The sequence below is a fragment of the Wolbachia endosymbiont (group A) of Opomyza germinationis genome, assembly GCF_964264765.1.
Lineage (GTDB): Bacteria > Pseudomonadota > Alphaproteobacteria > Rickettsiales > Anaplasmataceae > Wolbachia > Wolbachia pipientis.
Map to the genome: position 1 here is coordinate 81,938 of NZ_OZ183482.1, position 21,677 is coordinate 103,614.

21 protein-coding genes and 1 tRNA gene are annotated in these 21,677 nt (G+C 36.4%); 8 read left to right on the forward strand and 14 right to left on the reverse strand.

The window, feature by feature from the left end:
• Nucleotides 1–206: 206 nt before the first annotated feature.
• Genes tyrS through rsfS form a run of 3 tightly spaced genes read right to left on the reverse strand, consistent with a single transcriptional unit; the run spans nt 207 to nt 2,006 of the window.
• Complete coding sequence (gene tyrS / locus ACFEL3_RS00410; protein ID WP_007548582.1) at nt 207–1,457, reverse strand: tyrosine--tRNA ligase; 1,251 nt, start codon at nt 1,455–1,457, stop codon at nt 207–209.
• Between the two features lies 1 nt (nt 1,458).
• A complete protein-coding gene (locus tag ACFEL3_RS00415) occupies nt 1,459–1,698 on the reverse strand; it encodes a hypothetical protein (protein ID WP_010963049.1) in 240 nt (79 codons plus the stop codon).
• Nucleotides 1,689–2,006 carry a ribosome silencing factor gene (rsfS, locus tag ACFEL3_RS00420; RefSeq protein ID WP_006279567.1) on the reverse strand — a complete coding sequence of 106 codons (318 nt, stop codon included), beginning with the start codon at nt 2,004–2,006 and terminating at the stop codon, nt 1,689–1,691. Before rsfS ends, ACFEL3_RS00415 begins: the two co-directional genes overlap by 10 nt.
• Nucleotides 2,007–2,185: 179 nt before the next feature.
• On the opposite strand from rsfS, the gene ACFEL3_RS00425 reads away from it, so the two are divergent.
• Genes ACFEL3_RS00425 through ACFEL3_RS00435 form a run of 3 tightly spaced genes read left to right on the forward strand, consistent with a single transcriptional unit; the run spans nt 2,186 to nt 4,048 of the window.
• Nucleotides 2,186–2,803, forward strand: coding sequence for an AAA family ATPase (locus tag ACFEL3_RS00425; protein WP_022626414.1), 618 nt, complete (start codon nt 2,186–2,188; stop codon nt 2,801–2,803).
• A 34-nt stretch (nt 2,804–2,837) separates the two neighbouring features.
• Nucleotides 2,838–3,284 (forward strand): RNA pyrophosphohydrolase, encoded by a 447-nt coding sequence (locus ACFEL3_RS00430; protein WP_007548581.1) that lies wholly within the window; start codon nt 2,838–2,840, stop codon nt 3,282–3,284.
• Nucleotides 3,281–4,048 carry a TatD family hydrolase gene (locus tag ACFEL3_RS00435; RefSeq protein ID WP_010082353.1) on the forward strand — a complete coding sequence of 256 codons (768 nt, stop codon included), beginning with the start codon at nt 3,281–3,283 and terminating at the stop codon, nt 4,046–4,048. The genes ACFEL3_RS00430 and ACFEL3_RS00435 overlap by 4 nt, the downstream gene beginning before the upstream one ends.
• A gap of 27 nt (nt 4,049–4,075) precedes the next feature.
• Here the strand turns inward: ACFEL3_RS00435 and mdh are convergent, their stop codons facing one another.
• The 7 genes from mdh to ACFEL3_RS00470 are packed head-to-tail and all read right to left on the reverse strand — an operon-like array spanning nt 4,076 to nt 7,890.
• Entirely contained in the window at nt 4,076–5,026 is a 951-nt protein-coding gene (gene mdh, locus ACFEL3_RS00440) for a malate dehydrogenase (protein WP_007548577.1), read from the reverse strand.
• A gap of 3 nt (nt 5,027–5,029) precedes the next feature.
• Entirely contained in the window at nt 5,030–5,602 is a 573-nt protein-coding gene (locus ACFEL3_RS00445; RefSeq protein ID WP_006279573.1) for an NADH-quinone oxidoreductase subunit C, read from the reverse strand.
• On the reverse strand, nt 5,595–6,101 hold the full coding sequence (locus tag ACFEL3_RS00450; protein ID WP_006279574.1) for a NuoB/complex I 20 kDa subunit family protein: 507 nt from the start codon (nt 6,099–6,101) through the stop codon (nt 5,595–5,597). Before ACFEL3_RS00450 ends, ACFEL3_RS00445 begins: the two co-directional genes overlap by 8 nt.
• Nucleotides 6,102–6,104: 3 nt before the next feature.
• Nucleotides 6,105–6,458, reverse strand: coding sequence for an NADH-quinone oxidoreductase subunit A (locus ACFEL3_RS00455; protein WP_006279576.1), 354 nt, complete (start codon nt 6,456–6,458; stop codon nt 6,105–6,107).
• Nucleotides 6,459–6,476: 18 nt separating this feature from the next.
• Nucleotides 6,477–6,845, reverse strand: coding sequence for an HIT domain-containing protein (locus tag ACFEL3_RS00460; RefSeq protein ID WP_010082356.1), 369 nt, complete (start codon nt 6,843–6,845; stop codon nt 6,477–6,479).
• Between the two features lie 3 nt (nt 6,846–6,848).
• On the reverse strand, nt 6,849–7,106 hold the full coding sequence (locus tag ACFEL3_RS00465) for a hypothetical protein (protein WP_010082357.1): 258 nt from the start codon (nt 7,104–7,106) through the stop codon (nt 6,849–6,851).
• A 16-nt stretch (nt 7,107–7,122) separates the two neighbouring features.
• On the reverse strand, nt 7,123–7,890 hold the full coding sequence (locus ACFEL3_RS00470; protein WP_070356981.1) for a hypothetical protein: 768 nt from the start codon (nt 7,888–7,890) through the stop codon (nt 7,123–7,125).
• A 183-nt stretch (nt 7,891–8,073) separates the two neighbouring features.
• Here ACFEL3_RS00470 and ACFEL3_RS00475 point away from each other — a divergent pair, with 183 nt between their 5' ends.
• Together ACFEL3_RS00475 and ACFEL3_RS00480 are read left to right on the forward strand one after the other, a co-directional pair.
• The gene (locus tag ACFEL3_RS00475; protein WP_022626416.1) at nt 8,074–9,603 is read left to right on the forward strand and encodes a UDP-N-acetylmuramoyl-tripeptide--D-alanyl-D-alanine ligase; all 1,530 of its coding nucleotides are present in this window, start codon (nt 8,074–8,076) and stop codon (nt 9,601–9,603) included.
• A 50-nt stretch (nt 9,604–9,653) separates the two neighbouring features.
• On the forward strand, nt 9,654–10,604 hold the full coding sequence (locus ACFEL3_RS00480; RefSeq protein ID WP_010082395.1) for a complex I NDUFA9 subunit family protein: 951 nt from the start codon (nt 9,654–9,656) through the stop codon (nt 10,602–10,604).
• Between the two features lie 8 nt (nt 10,605–10,612).
• Here the strand turns inward: ACFEL3_RS00480 and ACFEL3_RS00485 are convergent.
• A tRNA-Arg gene (locus ACFEL3_RS00485) sits at nt 10,613–10,686 on the reverse strand.
• A gap of 1,752 nt (nt 10,687–12,438) precedes the next feature.
• Between ACFEL3_RS00485 and terL the strand changes: the two genes are divergently transcribed.
• Together terL and topA are read left to right on the forward strand one after the other, a co-directional pair.
• A complete protein-coding gene (gene terL / locus ACFEL3_RS00490) occupies nt 12,439–13,890 on the forward strand; it encodes a phage terminase large subunit (RefSeq protein WP_264374293.1) in 1,452 nt (483 codons plus the stop codon).
• Between the two features lie 276 nt (nt 13,891–14,166).
• Nucleotides 14,167–16,617, forward strand: coding sequence for a type I DNA topoisomerase (gene topA / locus ACFEL3_RS00495; protein WP_010963054.1), 2,451 nt, complete (start codon nt 14,167–14,169; stop codon nt 16,615–16,617).
• Nucleotides 16,618–16,781: 164 nt separating this feature from the next.
• On the opposite strand, the gene ACFEL3_RS00500 is transcribed toward topA, so the two are convergent.
• A complete protein-coding gene (locus ACFEL3_RS00500; RefSeq protein WP_010963056.1) occupies nt 16,782–17,609 on the reverse strand; it encodes a rhodanese-related sulfurtransferase in 828 nt (275 codons plus the stop codon).
• Between the two features lie 129 nt (nt 17,610–17,738).
• Between ACFEL3_RS00500 and ACFEL3_RS00505 the strand changes: the two genes are divergently transcribed.
• Nucleotides 17,739–19,337, forward strand: a complete 1,599-nt coding sequence (locus ACFEL3_RS00505; RefSeq protein ID WP_265017998.1) for an ABC transporter permease — start codon at nt 17,739–17,741, stop codon at nt 19,335–19,337.
• Between the two features lie 10 nt (nt 19,338–19,347).
• Here the strand turns inward: ACFEL3_RS00505 and ACFEL3_RS00510 are convergent, their stop codons facing one another.
• Both ACFEL3_RS00510 and ltrA read right to left on the reverse strand, forming a co-directional pair.
• Nucleotides 19,348–20,118, reverse strand: coding sequence for an Rpn family recombination-promoting nuclease/putative transposase (locus tag ACFEL3_RS00510; protein ID WP_187469938.1), 771 nt, complete (start codon nt 20,116–20,118; stop codon nt 19,348–19,350).
• Nucleotides 20,115–21,662, reverse strand: a complete 1,548-nt coding sequence (ltrA, locus tag ACFEL3_RS00515; protein ID WP_006280223.1) for a group II intron reverse transcriptase/maturase — start codon at nt 21,660–21,662, stop codon at nt 20,115–20,117. Before ltrA ends, ACFEL3_RS00510 begins: the two co-directional genes overlap by 4 nt.
• Between the last annotated feature and the right edge of the window lie 15 nt (nt 21,663–21,677).

Consider the following 21,677-nt stretch of genomic DNA (forward strand, 5'->3'; position numbering starts at 1 on the left):
GCGGTATAGATTCCGCTAATGAGTAGCGGAATGACGAATTTGTTGTTTTTCAAATTGTAGGTAAACCTAAGCCACTTTAGCTATATATAATAGAATTTCGCTTTCTACTATCTTTCCAGTTGTTTTATACATAATTCTCGAATTTTGAAAATTTGCTCCATATCTAATTTCTCACTTGTATAAAATTTGTTTTCTTACTTCGAGACCTAATCTACCACAACTTTTATATGGCGTTTCTTTCCTGCAGATAATTTTATAAATGGCTGATCTTTAAAGCTTTCGAAATTTATTACATGATCAATATTGTTTACAACATTATCATTAATCTTGCATCCGTTGCCCTGTATTAAACGCTTTGCAGCGCCTTTTGAAGGTTCAAAACCGGTGTCATGTAGTAGGTCTACTAAGGATATGCCGCTTGCAACTTGTTCTTTTTTTATGATGTAATCAGGAAGTAGTGAGCTATCTTCATTCTCAAAAGCAGAAATTGCAGCAAATTGTGCAAGTTCCGCTTCTTTGTCACCATGACATATTTTTGTCACTTCTGTTGCCAAGACCTTTTTTGCTTCATTTATTTCTTGATCCTTTAAAGACTCTAATTTTCTAATCTCATCAATTGGCACATCAGTGAGCAATCTTAAAAAACGTCCAACATCTTGATCATCAACGTTGCGAAAATATTGCCAGTAGTCGTAAGGCTTTAGCATATTATCATCAAGCCACACTGCTCCACTTTCAGTTTTGCCCATTTTTTTTCCTTGTGCATTTAATAAAAGAGGCATGGTAAGGCCAAATAGCTCAGGTAAATTCAACTTTTTTCCAAGTTCAATTCCGTTTACTATATTTCCCCACTGGTCTGACCCTCCAATCTGCAGACGACAATCATATTTTTTGTTTAATTCAATAAAGTCGTAAGCTTGCAATAGCATGTAATTAAATTCTAGAAAGCTTAAGGTTTGCTCTCTATCCAGCCTGGTTTTCACACTATCAAAACTTAGCATACGATTTACAGAAAAATAAGCTCCTATATCACGCAAAAAATCTATGTATTTTATGTTATCCAACCAATCTGCGTTATTTACTATCATTGCACCAGTCTTGCTGTCATTAAAAGACACCATTTTCTCTAATATTCTCCTTATACTGGATGTATTTTGATTGATGTTCTCTACAGGCAAGATGCTTCTTGCTTTATCTTTGAAGGATGGGTCACCAATTTTTGTTGTGCCACCTCCAAGTAAGACTATCGGCTTATAACCAAATTTTTGTAGGTGACAGAGCATCATAATCTGAATTAGGTGACCAGCATGAAGACTTGGTGCTGTGCAATCAAACCCAATGTATGCAACTATATAATTGCTCTGCAATAATAATTGATCTAGTCCTTCAATGTTTGTGCATTGGTATAGGTACCCTCTTTCTTGGATGAAATTTAAAAATTCAGATGCGTGTTTCATTTTATAAACCCCAGTCTATCCTGTCATTAATGCCGAAGGTAACCCTAATAGAGAAGCCAGTGCCCAGACACTGGAACTTAATTATAAACAAGCACACTATACAACGTTTCCGATGAAATTGCATGAAAAACTGGATTCCAGTGTCAGCTACTTTCATGACACCACTACCTGTGCAGGAGTTGCCTTCAAAATTACAACGTTTGTGCAGTTGTGCACCAGCTATCCAGGCAATCAGTTCCATAACTCTTCTATTTTATAATACTCCCTTACTTCCGGCCTGAATATGTGAACCATTATGCCTTGAAAATTCAAAACTACCCAATTGCCTTCATCCATACCTTCTACATCTATTTTATCATGTGGCTTGAGGCTTTTTATTACGTGCTCAGCTAAAGCTTTAACGTGACGGCTTGAATCACCAGATGCAATAATCATATATTTTGCAATAACGGTTTTATTCTGCACATCAAAAGTTACTATATCATGACCTTTATTTTGATCTATTATCTCTTCAATTGTACTTCTTATCGATTCCATATCGCTAAGCATTGTTTACAGGTTATATGATTCATTTATAATTATATACTCAAAATTTCTAAATATGAACTATTTTCAACGCAACTACTTGTTAAAGGTATTACCTGCATCTATTTTATCATCATGTTTTTAGCATGTACAATGTATATACTTTTTATATAATTGAAAATAGCTTTTTACTAGTATTCATTATGGGCAAGACTCTCATCTACTTAATCGGCTTTCCAGGCAGTGGTAAGTTTACTACTGCAAAGGAACTGTGTAAAATCATTGGTGCAGTAATAGTAAGCAATAATCTATTCAATAATATTATATTTGATATTGTTAAATTACAAAACGCTGAAGTTCCAGATGACCTATGGGAAAAAATTTTTGCAGTTAGGGAAAATGTATTAGCAATACTGGAAAAACACTACGTAAAATCAAAACATTATATATTTACAAATGAATTGATAGAGGGTGATCCCTATGACCAAAGATTATATAACTCAGTGGTAAATTTAAGTAAAAAAATGGACATGGAAATTTTTTCTGTAGTATTACATTGTAATAATGAAAAACTAGTAAGACGTGTCCAATCAGAAGAGAGATATCAGGAAAATAAAATTACTGATCCGGATTTTGCTATAAAGAAAATTGAAGGGAAAAGGCTATTTATACCTGAGGGTTCGCTTGAAATTGATAACTCGAACTTGAGTGCAAAGGAAGTTGCAAAGAAAATTGTTGAAGAGATGAAGAAAGAAAAAAATGGAAAATTAATTAAAACTTCTGTAACAAATCATTTAAAAACAGAGCGTACTCGTGGTTGAGCAGAAAGATAAGTACCGTCCTTGTGTTGGCATAATGCTATTTAACAGACAAGGACATGCCTTTATTGGAAAACGCTTTGATAGCGATTCTTACTGGCAGATGCCACAAGGAGGTGTTGATGATGGTGAGGAACTGGAACAAGCAGCGTTACGTGAGTTGCTAGAGGAGGTTGGTACTAATAAAGTAAAGGTTATAACTAAAAGCAAGGATTGGATATACTACAACTTGCCTGAAGAAGTTATACCAATATGCTGGAATGGAAAATATTCTGGTCAAAAGCAAAGGTGGTTCTTAATGAAGTTTTGCGGAGAGGATGAGGACATTGATATTAATTATACTGGTCATCCAGAGTTCAAAGAGTGGCGTTGGCAAGGTATAGATAGTTTAGTAGCCAGTGCTATATCATTTAAAAAAGAAGTTTATAAAACAGTGATAGAAGAGTTTTCTTCTATAATAAAAGCCTCAACAATAAGCTCATGATAGTAGATTCTCATTGCCACTTGATTTATTTTTCTGACGATGAAATACCAAAAGTAATTTCAAGGGCAGAGCAAAATGGTGTAAAGGTTTTGCATAACATATGCGTAAGCATTGACGATGTTCCTAAGTTATTAAAAATTTCTTCATCCTATGATCAGGTCTACTCCTCTGTTGGTATACATCCGCTTGATGCTGCTATAGAAAACGGTGAGTGTATACATGTTGATGAATTAGTTGAATTTACCAAGAACCAAAAGGTAATTAGTATCGGTGAAACCGGGTTAGATTTTTATAAATCTGACAACAAAGACAATCAGAAAAAAAGTTTTGCATTACATATAGAAGCGTCAAGAATAACTGGACTACCTTTAGTTATTCACACAAGAAGCGCTGATAATGAGATGATCGATATGTTAAGGTCAGAAATGAAAGCCGGTGCTTTTAGTGGAGTAATGCACTGCTTTGCTTCCTCTAAAGAACTTGCTTATCAATCTATAGATTTGGGGTTATATATTTCATTTTCTGGAATTATTACTTTTAAAAATGCGAGCTTACTCAGAGAAATTGCACAAAATGTACCACGCGAGCGTGTTTTAGTCGAAACTGATGCACCATATCTATCACCTGAGCCTTATAGGGGAAAAAAGAATGAACCAGCAATGGTGAAATACGTTGTTGATTGTTTGGCAGAGTTGTGGAATGAGTCACCAGAACAAGTAGCGAAGGTAACCACAAGCAACTTTTTTAGGCTGTTTGAGCTATAAAGAAGCTCTATAAAACCATTAATTTGCTTATGAACCTAAAGATTTCACCAGCTCTCTCACCGAGTTTACAGACTTATTAAACATTTCTTGTTCACTATCATTCATTTTAACTTCTAGGATCTTTTCAATTCCGTTTTTTCCAATAATTACAGGAACACCAATAAACAACTCTTCTACACCATATTCACCATTAAGGTAAGCAGCACATGGTAATATGCGCCTCTTATCTTTTAAATATGATTCTAACATGCATATAGCTGAAGATGCAGGAGCGTAGTATGCAGATCCAGACTTAAGCAGATCAACTATTTCTTTACCGCCATTGCGAGTGCGTTCAACTATTTCATCGACTTTTTTCTGTGTGATAAGACCCATATCGATAATTTGAGTAAGTGGAACTCCAGCAACTGAAGCACAATTGATTAGTGGTACCATAGTGTCGCCATGTCCTCCAAGCACAAAAGCAGATATATCTTCAACTGAGATATTTAACTCACTTGCAAGAAAGTAACGAAAACGGGAAGAATCAAGCACTCCTGCCATGCCAACAATCATATTAGTTGGAAGGTTTGAAAATTTATGCACCACTGAAACCATGGCATCCAAAGGGTTGGTAACCACTATTACAAACGCGTTTGGAGAATATTTTTTAATATTTTCGCCAACCTCCTTCATTACTTTAGCATTGGTTTGCAGGAGGTCATCCCTGCTCATTCCAGGTTTTCTAGCGATGCCAGCGGTTATTATAATTGCATCGGAGTTTTTTATATCTTCATACCTATTTGTGCCAGTAATATTGACATTAAATCCATCAATAGGGGATGATTCTGCTATGTCGAGTGCTTTACCTTGTGGTATTCCATCACTAATATCAAGTAAAACAACATCACCGAGTTCCCTTAGTGCAATCATATGGGTGAGAGTTCCACCGATATTTCCTGCACCGATTAAAGATATTTTTTTTCTTTGTACTGTCATTTTCTACTCCTTTGTATTTACTTTTATGGTTTTACCTTCCCAAGGCGATAAGCTATCAAACATACGAAAATCTTGCGGTAAATCTATAGGATTATACACAACCTTTTTTGTCTCTATATCATATCTTACTTCCTCATAACCAGTGAGAGGGAAATCTTTTAACATTGGATGACCTTTGAATCCATAGTCTGTTAGAATCCTACGCAAATCAGGGTGATCAGAAAACTCTATTCCATACATATCAAACACTTCACGCTCAAACCACAAAGCCGTACTAAATATCTTCGCTACACTTGGAGGCATGTCGCTTTCACATAACTGAAGCTTTATGTGTACTCTAATATTATGCACAATGCTGAGTAGATTGTATATTAGCTCGAAACGCTTCTCTCTATTTGGATAGTCAACCCCAAAAATATCAACTAATAGTTCAAACCTACACTTTTCATCATCACGTAGAAAGAATAGGTACTTTTCAATTTCATCTAAAGTTGAATATATTACAATAATGCCATCATCTTTTTGAATGCACTCGCATTTGGTCTTTTTTTGTATATACTTTGCAGTTTTATCCATTCCGAGTCCGTTTTATTTTGTTTTGTAGGCATAGCATTCCATATAGCAACGCCTCAGCGGTTGGTGGGCATCCAGGGACATACACGTCAACTGGCACAATTCTATCACAGCCTCGGACTACTGAATAAGAGTAATGGTAATAACCACCACCATTTGCACAACTTCCCATGGAAATAACATACTTCGGGTCTGCCATTTGATCATAAACCTTGCGCAATGCTGCTGCCATTTTATTAGTTAGTGTGCCAGCAACAATCATCACATCTGATTGACGTGGGCTTGCACGAAACATTATACCATATCTATCAAGATCATAACGGCTGGATGCAGTATGCATCATCTCAACTGCGCAACATGCAAGACCAAATGTCATTGGCCACAATGAACCAGACCTTGCCCAATTCATTACATAATCTGTTAAATCACCAAATTTAGTGACAAGAAACCCTTCTTTTTTATAACGACCCCAGTCATCATTAGATAGAATTTGATTTGTCATAAACTACTCCCACTCTAATGCACCTTTACACCATTCATAGATAAAACCTATAGTGAGTATTGCAAGAAATACCATCATAGACCAAAATCCACCATAGCTTATCTTAGATAAAGAAACAGCCCAAGGAAAAAGAAAAGCAATTTCTAAGTCAAATATTATAAATAATATTGAAACTAGGTAAAATTTAATGTCAAAATTTTTCCTTGCACTGGATAGTGGATTGAAGCCACACTCATATGTGGAAAGCTTTTCACCATCTGGCTTACTCACTGCAAGAAACATAGGCAATATACCTAAAGCAAAAGATACTACAATTGATACGCAGATAAAGATTACTATGGTTAAATATTCGCTCATTTAACAAAACATATAACACTATGAGTTTACATGCTTTCCTAACTTTTTACCACCTAAAATATGCACGTGAAAGTGTGGTACAACCTGCTCTCCATTTTCACCGTAGTTAGTGACTAATCTATATCCTGTTTTTTCTAGATTATATTTGTGTGCTATCTCTCTTACAGTTTTGAAGAAATCCGCTATTTCCTCTTCAGGAGCTTTTAGAATGAAATCATCATATGAAATATATTGATTTTTTGATATAACTAAAATATGAACTGGTGCGTCAGGGTACTTATCATGAAAAGCTAGTACATTTTCATTTTCATGTACCTTCTCACAAGGTAACTCACCTCTTAATATTTGAGCAAAGATGTTATCGCTATCATAAACTTCATTGCTCATATTTTAAGAGCGACCTTTCCCTCTTTCTTCGTTTTTCTCTACATTAGGTGTAGATAGTGGTTTTATCGCATCACCAGAAGCATCTTCAAGATTTAAAGAGCTTACAAGTTCCCTTACTTTTACCATGTCCTGCTGTTCTTTCAAAAAGGGTTCTATTCCACTTACCCTTTTTCCAGTAATAACTCCTGGTTGTAAGTGATACATATCCCCAGGAACAGTTAGACTATGATGTCTTTCCTCTATTTTTTTAGCTTCACTCATAATACTCCCCTATAACTTATTTTTGCATTCCACAACTTTGCGACTTACCTGCTTTTATAGCTTCTTGCGCCCATTTTTTCTCACCTGAAGCTATAGTTTCTGAAGGCTGACCAACATCAGACTTCACAACTTTGTCTGATGACTGCTTTTGATTATCATATTCCTTATACAATTTTTCTGCAATACCATACAGCAATTTTAAGTCTGTGTGAACTTTAAATTCTCCACCAGTAATTTTTGCTAGATCTTTAAGGTTACCGTCAACTTTTTGTTTAATTTCTTCAATAGCAAGCTTTTTTATCTCCTCTGGACTCTTTCCTTTATATTTAATGTCTTCAATTATTTTTTTAACATCAACTTCAATTACAATTTTATTTTCTTCTTTAAAGATAGTTACATTTGGCAGGTTTTGCTTTATTTCACCTAATCGTTCTGGCGTCAAATAGGGTATATCCCCTGTCAGAGTCCTTGATGCTAAAAAAGTTACCTTTCCTGTTCCTTTCTTTTGCTCCATTATTTGGACACCAAGATCCTCACTAGCTTGTGTGGTTTCTATAGGTGGATCATATTCTTCAAGTGGGTTGCCAATAATAGAACGTCCGCCATTTTTTATGTCGTGCCGCATTTCATCCCAGGACTTAAACCAATTCTTTGGCCATATAGGGTACACTGCACCCTTGACTAGAACTTTTACACCTCTACCCAGAAAACTTCCTACTCCCGAAGCTGCATTACCAACTTTAGCTAGTATAGAAGTAGATTTTTCATTTTTTCCTGTGAACATACATACCTCCAAGGTACTTTCTACAACTAAATACATTTTAATTATAGACGAAAAAATTTAAACTTCTATATCCATTATAAGATAGAATTATAGGGATTGCAACCATTATTTGCACATTGTCTAAAACATGTAGTATTTTCGCTACTTTTATTGTTCAATTTATTATAAAGAATACTCTAAATTATGTTTAAATGGAACACAAATAATATCATTGATGCAACTGGCGGAAGAGACGTAAATGGTTGTAATTGGATACATAGCTCAAATATTTCAACGGACACAAGAAGCATAAAAAAAGGTGATTTATTTATTGCCCTCAAGGGAAAGAATTTTGATGGCCATAATTTTTTGCATGAAGCGTTTTTAAAAGGGGCTATCGCTGCAATAGTGAGTGAGGGTAAATATAAAAGTTTCCCTCTCATTATTGTACAAGATACCCTGAAAGCTTTGCACGATATGGCATCATATTACATTAGAAATGTTCTTATTGATGCTAAAGTTATTGCAGTTACAGGCAGTGTCGGAAAAACCACTACAAAGGATATGCTACACACTGTTTTATCGCAATATGGAGTGTCCCATGCAAACGAAGGTAACTTAAATAATAATATAGGATTGCCTTTGACAATTCTGAAAGCTCCAAAAAACTGCCAGTACTTAATTCTTGAAATGGGAATGAATAAAGCTGGTGAAATAAAAGAATTATCAAAAATTAGTAATCCGAATATTGCAGTTATTACCAACATCGAACCTGCACATACTGAAAATTTTTCATCACTATTTGACGTTGCACAAGCGAAGTTAGAAATTCTGTATGGTATGAAAAATAACGGTACTTTGGTTTTAAGCAGAGATAATAAATATTATGATTATCTCTCATCACACGCCAATAGAAATGTAATAAGCTTCGGTAAAGATAAAAATGCTGAAGTTTGTTTACTAAACTTAATAAGAAACGATGAATCTTCTGTCATTTCAGCACTATCTTCTGTCATCCCAGTGCTTGACTACTTGGATCCAGGAAGTTCAATTGCAAATGAGCATATCAGACGGTTGTATAATAAAGACTGGATTCCAGCGTCACGCGCTGGAATGACATCAAACCGAGTTGCTAATAGATTAAGTTTAAAAATCAGGCTGAGTGATAATCAAATTATAAACTGTAATTTACGTGTACAAGGTGAGCATTTTGCTTATTCGCTACTTGCTGTTGCAGCAGTTGTGCAAAGCCTCGGACTTGATTTATCAAAATTACCACTTGCACTTAAGAATTTTAGTGTAGCGAAAGGTAGAGGCAATATTCATAAGGTCAAATGCAATAAAAAATATATACATTTAATTGATGACTCCTATAACGCCAGCCCTGCTTCGATGAAAACTGCAATAAAAACTTTGAGTACATATTCTAATCAGAGAAAAGTAGCTTTGCTTGGTGATATGTTGGAACTTGGTGATGAAAGCATAGAGTTTCATACAGATTTGGTTAAGATTATCACAGAAAATAATATAGATAAAGTTTATACAGTTGGTAAATTTATGTTAGAATTGCATGAGCTTTTGCCAGATAATATAAGAGGCACGCATTTTAATGATTCTAATCAATTGAAAAGTGATTTAGCTAACATTATTCAGAATAATGACGCAATTCTAGTTAAAGGCTCACGAGGAATGAAAATGGATCTTATTGTACGGGAATTCGTAATAAAATATTAAGCGAAATCATTGTATTAATTTACAGTAACAAATTATTAGGAACTTTAATTGTGACAAAACGTGTAATTATTTTTGGTGGAACGGGGTTTATAGGGAAACACATCGTAAGACGCTTGGCAGCAGAAGGATATTTAATAAAGATATTCACTCGTAATCAGGAAAAAGCTGCTTGTTTAAAATTGTGTGGCAATTTAGGACAAATATCAATATTTAAAGGCGATTTTTTTGATGAAAAATCAGTTCTGGATGGTATGGAAGAATGTGATGTAGCTATAAACTTAGTGGGAATATTATATGAAGCAAAAAAGCACGATTTTTACGCTGTTCACGTTAAAATAGCTGAAAGGATAGCAAAAGCTGCAAAAATGAAAAATGTACCTATGATGATACATTTTTCTGCTATGGGAATAGAAAATAGCAAGTTGTCAAAATATGCCAAAAGTAAATTGGAAGGTGAAAAAGCTGTAACTTCAGCATTTCAAAAAGCAATAATAATTAGGCCAAGCCTTGTATTTGGTAAAGAAGACAACTTCTTTAATAAATTTGCAAGATTAGCAACTATTCTTCCTTTCTTACCACTAATTGGCAATGGAACAACTAAATTTCAGCCAATATGTGTAACAGACTTAGCTGAAGTGGTATATCGTATTATCAGTTTTAATAAGCAAGACAAGAAAATTTATAACATGGGTGGACCAAAGGTTTACTCTTTCAAAAGCTTATTGAAGTTTATTCTGAATGTTACTAACAGAAAGTGTTTGTTGATCAATGTATCTTTTCCAATGGCAAAGTTAATAGCTTTCTTTTTAGAAAATAAAATTATTTCTATGCTGCTAAAACCAATAACCGGAGATACGAACCCTATGCTTACTCAAGATCAGGTGAAAGTTATGATGAATAGTTCAATCGAAAAGTCAGTTGACCTTGAAACAATGAAGGTTCGACCATTAGCAATTGAAAATGTGGTGCCAGAGTACTTGAAGATTTATAGAAAGTATTGATAAAAGAGTGTGCCCGGTGGGATTCGAACCTACGACCCACAGCTTAGAAGGCTGTTGCTCTATCCAGCTGAGCTACGGGCACACAACATATATAAAATGCTTCTTAGTACAAGTGAAGTCAAGTACTTCGTGTGAATATGATGTTTATCTTGCGACACCTTGTCATTGCAGTTGTGTGTCGCGCGCTGCCAAAATTGGATGCGAGAAGTCTATTTATTTTAGAAAATATTATATAGAAACTTACTTGACACCCTTCGCCAGCGCCCTTATCATGATAGTGAAGCTATTGTATTTGCTTTCGCCAATCTGCAGATTAAAAGGTAAGGATTACTTAATGTATCGGCGTCTTATGTTCAATTTTTTGCAGTATATAGATACTGTATGTCTTTACAAAACTTCATCTACATCTAGATTTTTATCTAAATAAGCTGAACGCGCTTATAAAGCGTTACAAGACATCAAAAAATGCCAATACTCGACAGAGATAGTAAAAGACTAGCTAACTCGGGGATTCTTTGTCTTTTTTTCTGCTTGGTAAATTTCTTAAACATTTGCAGCGTAGGTTAGTTGCAATTAAAAGCAGCTGAATTTCGCTTGTCAAGCGTTTAAAACATAAAAAACGCCAATATTTTAAAGCAGATAATAACCACGGGGCTTCTTTTGCCTTTTTTTCATTTGGTAAATTTCTTAATATTTATGGCTAAACGACAATCGTCATCCCGCTGCTTGTTAGCGGGATCTCTTGTTAGCGGCTGAGATACCGCGAATGAATCGCGGTATGACGGTGTAGATGATGGTTAAGTATCCCGCTGCTTGTTAGCGGGATCTATGTTAAGGTATAGTAGGGGATCTATGTTAAGAGATACCGCGAATGAATCGCGGTATGACGGTGTAGATGATGGTTAAGTAATTCGTCATCCCGCTACGTGTTAGCGGGATCTATGTTAAGGTATAGTAGGGGGATCTATGTTAAGAGATACCGCGAATGAATCGCGGTATGACGGTGTAGATGATGGTTAAGTAATTCGTTATCCCGCTGCTTGTTAGCGGGATCTATGTTAAGGTATAGTAGGGGATCTATGTTAAGAGATACCGCGAATGAATCGCGGTATGACGGTGTAATGATGGTTAAGTATCCCGCTGCTTGTTAGCGGGATCTATGTTAAGGTATAGTAGGGGATCTATGTTAAGAGATACCGCGAATGAATCGCGGTATGACGGTGTAGATGATGGTTAAGTAATTCGTCATCCCGCTACGTGTTAGCGGGATCTATGTTAAGAGATACCGCGAATGAATCGCGGTATGACGGTGTAGATGATGGTTAAGTAATTCGTCATCCCGCTGCTTGTTAGCGGGATCTATGTTAAGGTATAGTAGGGGATCTATGTTAAGAGATACCGCGAATGAATCGCGGTATGACGGTGTAGATGATGGTTAAGTAATTCGTCATCCCGCTGCTTGTTAGCGGCTAAGAGATACCGCGAATGAATCGCGGTATGACGGTGTAATGATGGTTAAGTATCCCGCTGCTTGTTAGCGGGATCTATGCTTTGAGATACCGCGAATGAATCGCGGTATGACGGTGTAGATGATGGTTAAGTAATTCGTCATCCCGCTACGTGTTAGCGGGATCTATGTTAAGAGATACCGCGAATGAATCGCGGTATGACGGTGTAGATGATGGTTAAGTAATTCGTCATCCCGCTACGTGTTAGCGGGATCTATGTTAAGAGATACCGCGAATGAATCGCGGTATGACGGTTAAGTAGGGTGTCATTCCAGTGCTCCTTTTTTTGTCATCCCAGCGTCACGCGTTGGTTTCAACATTATATCATGAACTTTCTAAAATTCATTGAACTGTGCTTTCAAACGGTAGTGCCGGGGTGTGAGTATAACGATTATCAGTATATAAAAGTCATAGCAGACAGGCTGGAAGCAGCGAGCGCTGGTGAAGTGAAACGAATAATATTCAATATGCCTCCGCGCTCGATGAAGTCCATGTGCATAAGCGTTGCGTGGCCCGCATGGATACTGGGAAACCAACCAACTGCGAGAATAATAGTTGCAAGTTATTCTCAGCGGCTCAGCGAAAAGCACTCGCTCGACACCAGGTGCGTGATGCAGTCTAGTTGGTATAGAGCGCTATTTCCAGAGATAGAACTATCCAAAGACCAGAATACCAAATATAAATTTCAAACAGTGCAGAGAGGATACAGAATCGCAACATCAGTTGGTGGAACACTAACTGGTGAAGGTGGTGATTTTATCATTGTGGACGATCCGCTCAGTTCTGCTCAAGCTTTGAGTGAAACGCTTAGAAAGCGTGCCACAAACTGGTTTGATCAGACTTTAGTAACCAGGCTGAACGATAGAAAAAAAGGAGTCATCGTTCTTGTAATGCACAGGCTACACCAGGAGGACTTAACTGGACACCTTCTCTCCAAGCCAAAAAACATATGGCATCATATTTGTTTGCCAATGATTTCTGAAAATAAGCAGGTTATTTATTCAATCAAAAAGCCAATGCCTCCCGTTCCTGTCATCCGAGTAGCTCAGCACTGTGCGACCAGGCGATTATATAATAAACCAGCGTCACCTGTAAGGATATTATATTCAAGAGAAGAAGGTCAGTTGTTATATCCCCTCGATGGAGGAAAAGAAGAAGTTGAGATAATAAAAGCTGAACTTGGGAGTTACGCTTTTGCTGCTCAATATCAACAAAACCCTCTGCCGCTTTCAAGTGGTATAATTAAACCAGAGTGGTTGAAACGTTATAAAAAATTTCCTGATAATCTCTCGCATATAACACAAAGTTGGGATACTGCGGTTTCAACAAGTAACATGAGCAACTTTAGTGTCTGCACCACCTGGGCAAAAATAGATAATAAATTCTATTTACTCGACGTATATCGCGCAAAGCTTGAGTATCCAAAGCTTAAAGAACAGGTTTTGTCACTAGCTGCAAGATGGACGCCACACGCAATTTTAATCGAAGCAAAAACAAGTGGTCAACAATTGGTGCAAGAGCTAAAGACAAACAGTGATTTACCGATTATTGAAATAGTGCCACATGATGACAAGCTCACTCGATTTCATCAAATTGTTCCGATTATAGAGTCTGGCAAGGTTTTTCTGCCACATCAAGCAGTATGGCTGAACGATTTTGAGTATGAGATTTTAATGTTTCCTGAAACGCGCCACGACGACCAAGTGGACAGTACCGTGCAATATTTGCAGTGGGTGAGAAACAGTACCTCTAGGGTTACGGCTGTACGGGCATTGTGATTTGAGAGCAATTTCCACAAGGGAGGATGTCATCCCAGCGCTCCTTTTTTTGTCATGCAAGTAGCTGACACTGGAATCTAGCTTCTCGTTGCTGCTGCGATCATATACTATTGTAATGAGCCTTCAAAGTCACTTAAAAATAGCAACGTCCAAGGGTTTTCTGAAAAGGTCCCACAACCCGGTTCGTAAAATTCACAAGAACCATTAAAATATTTTTTTACTTTTCATTGTATATTTCTCAACATATTATCTTTAAGTACTAAAATAATTAACAATATGGCATTATTAATAGTTGAATCACCTGCGAAAGCAAAGACAATAGGTAAATATTTGAGTAAAGAGTTCAAAGTAGCTGCATCCTTTGGACATGTGAGGGATCTTCCAGCAAAAAACGGTTCTGTCGATCCGGATAATGATTTTACTATAAAGTATGAAACCATTGAAAAAGCAGAAAAGTATATAAAAGAGCTAGTAAAAGCCGCAAGCAAAACATCAGATATATATCTTGCAACAGACCCAGACAGAGAAGGGGAAGCAATGGCTTGGCATGTGATAGAGACATTAAAAGAAAAGAAAGCAATCAGTAATGAAAACAACATTTATAGAGTAGTCTTTAATGAGATAACAAAAAGAGCAGTACAAGAAGCAATAAAAAATCCACGTGAAATTAATATGGATTTAGTGCGTGCACAACAAGCACGTAGAGCTTTGGATTATCTAGTTGGATTTAGTTTGTCACCACTGCTGTGGACAAAATTGTCGGGAAGCAAGTCTGCAGGGCGAGTGCAGTCTGTTGCATTAAAGATTATATGCGAACGAGAAGATGAAATTAGTAAATTTATAACACAGGAGTATTGGAGCATAAAAGCAGAAATGCAAAATAGCAAAGATGAGGCTTTTTTTGCTATGCTAAGCCACTATGACAATAAAAAGCTAGAAAAATTTGATATTAAGAATGAAGAAGAAGCAAAGAACTTAGTCAGGGAGATTGAATCAAGGCAATATGCTGTAAGCACAGTAGAACGCAAGCAAGTTAAGAGAAACCCGCTTCCTCCGTTTATTACTTCAAGTCTTCAGCAAGATGCAGTGAATAAACTGTATTTTAATGTGAAAAGTGTTATGCGCATAGCGCAAAATTTATATGAAGGTATCGATATTGGTGGTGAAACTGTAGGGTTGATAACTTACATGCGTACAGATGGGTTTCATATTGCAGATGAGGCTATAAACTCAATTAGAGGGTCAATTAAGTCATTATATGGTGATAAATATTTACCGCAGTCTCCTCGTAAATATGTAAAAAAGGTCAAAAATGCTCAAGAAGCACATGAAGCAATTCGTCCAACTGATATCAATAGAACGCCGGGTAGTATTAAGGATTACTTAACGCCAGAGCAATTTAAATTGTATGATTTAATCTGGAAAAGGACCATTGCAAGTCAAATGGAGTCGGCGATTCTTGATCAAGTGGTAGTCGAAATTAGTTCTACTGACCAGAAAGTAATTCTGCGAGCAAGTGGATCAAGTATATTCTTTGATGGTTTTTATAGAGTCTACCAAGATAACATAGAAGCCGAAAATGAAGGCCTGCTACCTGCCATGAAGGAAGGGGAAGCGTGTAAGCTGATTTCAGTTGAGCCAAAACAACATTTCACTCAACCGCCACCTCGTTATAGTGAAGCAAGTATCGTAAAAAAAATGGAAGAAATCGGTATAGGTCGACCATCAACTTATGCAACAATTATTTCGGTATTACAAGATCGTGAGTACGTTTCATTGGATAGCAAAAGGTTTATTCCAAGCAGCCGCGGTAAAATCGTTACTATATTTTTAGAAACTTTTTTTCAGCGTTGTGTAGAGTATGATTTCACAGCACAAATGGAAGAGAAGCTTGATTTAATTTCAAATGGACATGCAGATTGGAAAAAAGAATTAGGCCACTTTTGGGTGCCATTTTTTGGTCATGTAAACTCTGTCAAGCAAATGACGCATGATGAAGTTTTCAGCGGCATTCACGATTTGGTAATCGATTGGTTTTGTTCAGAAGAAGGAAGAAAAGAGGTGAATACGAAATGCCCTGCTTGCTTAGGTGGCATATTGAAATTGAACTTTGGAAAAGCCGGGGTGTTCCTTGGATGTTCTAACTATCCTGAATGCAACCATACAAAAGAAATTACAGGTAGTAACGACAATTCAGAATATCCAAAAAGTTTAGGTATAGATGATATAACAAACCAAGAAGTGATGATCAAAAAGGGTCCTTTTGGACTTTATCTGGAGTTTAATAACGAGTTAAAAAAGAAAAAAACGGTTTCCATACCAAAAGATATAAATGTTAATGAGATTGATCTGAGCACCGCTACTCAGTTACTTTCCTTGCCAAAAGTAATCGGAGAACACCCTGAAACCGGAAAGGAAGTAAAAATAGGCCTTGGGCGATTTGGGTACTATATTTTCTATGATGGTAGATACTTTTCTCTTAAGAAAAGCTCCAAAGAGGTGCTGAATACAGAATTGAGCGAAGCTGTACAAATTATTGCAAACAGTCCACGCAAAGAGTTAAAATCTCTCGGGGTTAATGAAAAGGGAAAAGAAGTTTTTATCTGCAACGGTAGGTACGGATTCTATATAAAATGCGGTAAAACAAACGTTGCTTTGGGCAAGAGTGCAGATATTGAGAGTATAGATCTGGAGAAGGCTTTAGAGTTGATTAAGGGTAAGAAATAGACTTCTTGCATAACCATATGCTCTTTATTGTCATTCCAGCGCGTGACGCTGGAATCTAGAAAAAAAGAACCTGGATGCCAGTGTCTGGGCACTGGCATGACACCCTTTCTGGTAGAGGTTGCTCTCAAATCACAACGTGCATACAACTGCAGCAGTATGATGTTTTATTTATTATAGCTATAACACTGAAGTTTACAATCAGAACAAACCACTTGGCCACGTGGAACTGATTTCAGTTTATCAGTTGAAACTTGATTTGAGCAGAATATGCATTTTATTGTGTTGCTTGGAGTAAGTGAGTTATCAACAGCAATTCTATCATCAAAAACAAAACATTCTCCTTTCCAATTACCATTTTTATTATAAGTTTTTTCAAGGTAAGAAAGAATGCCGCCTTTAAGATGGTAAACATCACTAAATCCAAGGCTTTTCATATATGCTGTAGATTTTTCGCATCTAATCCCACCAGTGCAGTACATAGCCACTTTCAGGTCTTTACTCTCAGAAAATGACTCTGTCCACTGAGGAAACTCACGGAAACATTGTGTGTGTGGATTAATTGCATTCTTAAACTTGCCTAATTTCACTTCATACTCGTTTCGTGTATCTATTACTAAAACGTCAGGTTGAGAAGTAAAATCATCCCAATGCTCTGGATCAACATATTTACCCCTAAGGGAAATATCAAGATTGCTTACACCAAGATTCACAATCTCTCTTTTTAATTTTACCTTCATCTTGCTAAATGGTTGATATTCTGCTGCACTCTCTTTCCATGTAAGGTCCCTTAGCCTATAATCAGAACGTAGAAAATCGAATATTTTATCAATTGCGTTTCTTTCACCAGATATTGTTGCATTAACACCCTCTTCTGCAAGGAGTATAGTGCCCTTTAACTCAACGTTGTTGCATGCAGCTTTTATTTCGTCTTTCATGTCATAATAATTAGAGAGTTCTACAAAGTGATAGAAAGTTGCAATGACGAAGCTCATGATTATTCACTTATCAACTAAAAACATGATATACAAAATTATAAAGATATTCAATAGTACGGCTGTTAATTACTGGATATCTTCAGTTTTTACATATAACATTTTAATATAAAATATAGATTCAAATTAATGTTTTTAAGAGTATTTAAAAATATATTCTTATTTTTAGTAAGCATATTATTCGTCTGCCCAATATTATCATTAATATCAATCTTATTTACAGATTCAGCGAATTCCGAATGGGTAATCAGTACACTTTTTCCTGAATATATACTGAGTACGTTAATTTTGATGGTAGGAGTAGGGGGAATATCTTTCATATTTGGAGTAATTCCAGCTTGGCTCACCACATTTTTTTCATTTCCTGGAAGTAAAATTTTTGAGATTGCTTTGTTCTTTCCGATATCGATTCCTGGATATATAGTAGCGTTCGTCTATGTAAATACGCTAGAGTTTTCAGGTCCGGTGCAGAGCTTATTAAGAGACATTTTAGATTGGAGCAAAGGTGACTATTGGTTTCCTGAAATAAAATCCCTAGGTGGTGGAATATTAGTAATGGGATTCAGCCTATATCCATACGTTTATATGTTAGTTCGCTCAAGTCTAAAGAATGTTAGTAACTCAGTCACTATTGCGTCAACGCTTGGGTTCTCCTCATTGAAGAGCCTGTTTTCTGTTATCATACCCTCCATACGCCCATCAATTATAGCTGGGTTGTCTTTGGTACTAATGGAAGTAATTACAGATTTCGGCACACCACAGTTTCTTGCTATCGATACTTTTACGACAGGAATATATCGCACCTGGTTTTTACTGCATGACAAATATTCAACTACTGTTTTAGCAGTTGCAGAATTAATTTTCGTTGTGATACTAATAGCTATCGAAAAAAAACTACAAAAAAAAGGAATATCTTACTCTTCAATCAATACCAATTCGGACTATCACAACAAACGGAGTATAAGTGGCGCTATGACGTTGATCTTTGCTTATCTTATGTGTGTATTGCCGATCTTAATAGGTTTTATTTTGCCAATGATTCCGCTCATATATTGGAGCATAGAGAAGGGGTTTTTCATATACGAAGCAAGATTCTATAACATAATAGCAAATAGCATTAGTTTATCATTTATCACCGCATTAATCTCAATTAGCATTGCAATAATGATTGGATATACGGCGCGTAAAAATAAGGTAATCAACAATATAGCGCGTCTCATTTCTTTAGGCTACGCAATTCCAAATGCAATTATCGCAATTAGTATAATAATATTTTTAAGCAGAATATCCTCTTTCATTACTCAATATGTTGTGGAAATTAGCTTGGTAGGAACTATTGGCGCATTAGTTTACTCATATTTATTTCGTTTTTTTGCTATATCTTTCAAGGCGGTAGAGTCAGGGCTCAAAAAAACACCAAATGAAATTGAGTGGACTGCATATACTATGGGTCATGGACCTATTTCCACATGTTTGAATGTTCATATCCCTCTCATCAAGAAGAGTATATTATCGGGATTTTTGCTCGTATTTATGGATACTATCAAAGAGCTCACAGCAACACTCATTATAAGACCATTTAATTTTGAAACTATATCAACTAGAATATATGAACTTGTAAGCGATGAGCGCTATAGAGAAGCTGCCCCATTTTCGTTAATAATAGTTATAATAGGCTTAATCTCTACAATAACCTTATTTACACTTGATGATAAGGATAAAAAATAAACGTAACCGTTCACAGATTTCCACTTAATTCTTCAATCTCACTAATAGAAAGGCCAGTAAACTTAACAATAGTGTTGACATCAACATTATTAGCCAGCATTGCTTTTGCGACTTCAATTTTCCCTTCAATTTTCCCTTTCTCTATACCTTTTTGTATACCTTTCTCTTCAGCAAGATCAAGTCTGTATTCAAGAATAGCTTCTTCTTTGCGTAGATCCATTATCCTTTCTTCATAGGCTACTAAATCTTTTTCGTTCCAACGAAACTTGTCTAATTCATCATATGCTAGCTTTATTATTGGCGCTTTTTCTGCTATCTCTTTTAAGTCCTCTTCTGTTGTTTCTTCTGCGTATTTAAAAAAGAAACACCACCTTTCTACTATACTTTCTAACTGCTCTACTTTATTTTTTGCGAATTTAGGCAACTCAATAAAGACAAACTGAAAATCTTTTAAGTAATGGCCGTTAGTTTTTATATCACGTATATTGTGAGTAGAAATATAATCAACTTCTTCAGGAAGTAAGTTACAATTTGATATAGCAATAAAGAAGACTTTCTTTAAATCAATGTAGTTGCCAGATTTATCTAATTGTCTTGAGTAGGCTTTAGCGGCATATAATTGAGCGCGTTTTTCGAAGCCCTTGTCTCTAGCGAGCTGGTTAGGTAAGGAAGTAGTATTGCTACTACTCCCTCCCTTAGAAACGCAGCATGCAGGTTTCCCCACACTACGCTTGAGCCCCTTATCTAAGTCCTTCTTTTCTCGAACCGGCTTGTCCTTCATGATTCCTCAGAAAACATCATTCTTAATGGTGACACCAACAGTAGAGAACCTTCTCTTGAGAAAGAGCTTGCTAACATTTTTGTTTGTTTCACTCTTTCATCAAAATACTTTTTCCATTTTAAGTCAAGTGGATTTGCATCCGCCCTGATTTTAACATGTCGTCTGATAGGTATATCAATCAACCTAAGCAGTCTTAAATACCTTATCTCTTTCGGTTTGTTCTTGCATATGGGTGCAGCAAAGACCCATTGGCGTTGTTTCATTACCTTGAAGTAACGATTCTTTATCCAACGTAATCCTTTACGAGGATGTCTTTTCTTTGCCCATTTCCATAGAGCACACATAATTTCATGGTCTATTTTGTTAAAAGCTCTTTTCGCACACACATGGCTGTAGTAATTTCCCCATCCCCTTAATAGGGAATTGAGCAACTTGATTAGTACGGCCTGAGTGTTCGCTATGTTTGCCTTTATCAATGTACGTGCTTTATTAAGAAGTTTCTTAATACTTTCTTTTGAAGGTTTTATAATTAACTTCTTATTATACCTGCGTACATTACAACCAAGAAAGTCAAACCCTGTTGTAATAGATGTAATTTTTGTTTTCTCTTCGGAAAGGATAAGACCTCTCTCCTGAAGAAAGGACGATACTAGAGGTTTTACTTCATTTTCCAGTACTTCACGTGTGATTCCTGAAATGATAAAGTCATCTGCGTACCTGATTACATTTACTCCACTTCTGATTTTGCTTCTTCTTTTACTGCCAAGTTTACCAAATTGACTTTCCAATGATTTTTCAAGTCCATTTAGGGCTAGATTTGCTAGTATTGGAGAGATGATACTACCTTGTGGGGTACCTGCAGTTGTGGAATACAGAGTTTTTGATTCTAGGAAGCCAGCTTTTAACCAGCTATGAAGAATTTTCTTCTCCATAGGAATATGCTTCATGAGCCATTCATGGTTAATGTTATCAAAACACCCTTTAATATCACCTTCGAGTATCCATTGTAGTTGGTTACGGCTTGCCAGTAACAAGTGACAAGCCACAGTAGCGTCTGCGCAGGATCTTTTTGGTCTAAAACCATAAGAGTGACGATCACTGATCGTTTCAGCTATCGGTTCCAAAGCAAACAAGTATAATGCTTGCATGGCTCTATCTTTTATCGTAGGGATTCCAAGAGGTCTTCTTTTGCCATTAGACTTACTGATGTATATCCGTTTTAGCGGAGAAGGTTTGTATCCTCTTTGTTTTAATAGCTTTATTCCTTGAAATTTTGTGTTGCAAGTTGACCATATTTGACGATCTACACCTGCTGTGTTTTTTCCTTGGTTTTCAGTTACTCTCTTAACCGCCAAAGCTTTGCCGCTAAAAGAGCGTGTGAGAAGGTGTTGTAAAGTTTTCACCTTACCCCATCTGCCTTGTTGGACAGCCTTAACAATACGCCTCTGTAGCCTCATAACAACTTTTTGGCATTTCTTCCAGGGTAACTGGTTCCATGCTTCGGAGTTATTGGTAGGTGCACTTACAGTTGTACTTGTAATCATCTGCTTTCCTACCTT

What these genes read in the sequence shown, in the direction of transcription:
- tyrS (WP_007548582.1), bottom strand. Translation starts at nt 1,457, where the DNA reads ATGAAACACGCATCTGAATTTTTAAATTTCATCCAAGAAAGAGGGTAC.
- ACFEL3_RS00415 (WP_010963049.1), bottom strand. Translation starts at nt 1,698, where the DNA reads ATGGAACTGATTGCCTGGATAGCTGGTGCACAACTGCACAAACGTTGT.
- rsfS (WP_006279567.1), bottom strand. Translation starts at nt 2,006, where the DNA reads ATGCTTAGCGATATGGAATCGATAAGAAGTACAATTGAAGAGATAATA.
- ACFEL3_RS00425 (WP_022626414.1), top strand. Translation starts at nt 2,186, where the DNA reads ATGGGCAAGACTCTCATCTACTTAATCGGCTTTCCAGGCAGTGGTAAG.
- ACFEL3_RS00430 (WP_007548581.1), top strand. Translation starts at nt 2,838, where the DNA reads ATGCTATTTAACAGACAAGGACATGCCTTTATTGGAAAACGCTTTGAT.
- ACFEL3_RS00435 (WP_010082353.1), top strand. Translation starts at nt 3,281, where the DNA reads ATGATAGTAGATTCTCATTGCCACTTGATTTATTTTTCTGACGATGAA.
- mdh (WP_007548577.1), bottom strand. Translation starts at nt 5,026, where the DNA reads ATGACAGTACAAAGAAAAAAAATATCTTTAATCGGTGCAGGAAATATC.
- ACFEL3_RS00445 (WP_006279573.1), bottom strand. Translation starts at nt 5,602, where the DNA reads ATGGATAAAACTGCAAAGTATATACAAAAAAAGACCAAATGCGAGTGC.
- ACFEL3_RS00450 (WP_006279574.1), bottom strand. Translation starts at nt 6,101, where the DNA reads ATGACAAATCAAATTCTATCTAATGATGACTGGGGTCGTTATAAAAAA.
- ACFEL3_RS00455 (WP_006279576.1), bottom strand. Translation starts at nt 6,458, where the DNA reads ATGAGCGAATATTTAACCATAGTAATCTTTATCTGCGTATCAATTGTA.
- ACFEL3_RS00460 (WP_010082356.1), bottom strand. Translation starts at nt 6,845, where the DNA reads ATGAGCAATGAAGTTTATGATAGCGATAACATCTTTGCTCAAATATTA.
- ACFEL3_RS00465 (WP_010082357.1), bottom strand. Translation starts at nt 7,106, where the DNA reads ATGAGTGAAGCTAAAAAAATAGAGGAAAGACATCATAGTCTAACTGTT.
- ACFEL3_RS00470 (WP_070356981.1), bottom strand. Translation starts at nt 7,890, where the DNA reads ATGTTCACAGGAAAAAATGAAAAATCTACTTCTATACTAGCTAAAGTT.
- ACFEL3_RS00475 (WP_022626416.1), top strand. Translation starts at nt 8,074, where the DNA reads ATGTTTAAATGGAACACAAATAATATCATTGATGCAACTGGCGGAAGA.
- terL (WP_264374293.1), top strand. Translation starts at nt 12,439, where the DNA reads ATGAACTTTCTAAAATTCATTGAACTGTGCTTTCAAACGGTAGTGCCG.
- topA (WP_010963054.1), top strand. Translation starts at nt 14,167, where the DNA reads ATGGCATTATTAATAGTTGAATCACCTGCGAAAGCAAAGACAATAGGT.
- ACFEL3_RS00500 (WP_010963056.1), bottom strand. Translation starts at nt 17,609, where the DNA reads ATGAGCTTCGTCATTGCAACTTTCTATCACTTTGTAGAACTCTCTAAT.
- ACFEL3_RS00505 (WP_265017998.1), top strand. Translation starts at nt 17,739, where the DNA reads ATGTTTTTAAGAGTATTTAAAAATATATTCTTATTTTTAGTAAGCATA.
- ACFEL3_RS00510 (WP_187469938.1), bottom strand. Translation starts at nt 20,118, where the DNA reads ATGAAGGACAAGCCGGTTCGAGAAAAGAAGGACTTAGATAAGGGGCTC.
- ltrA (WP_006280223.1), bottom strand. Translation starts at nt 21,662, where the DNA reads ATGATTACAAGTACAACTGTAAGTGCACCTACCAATAACTCCGAAGCA.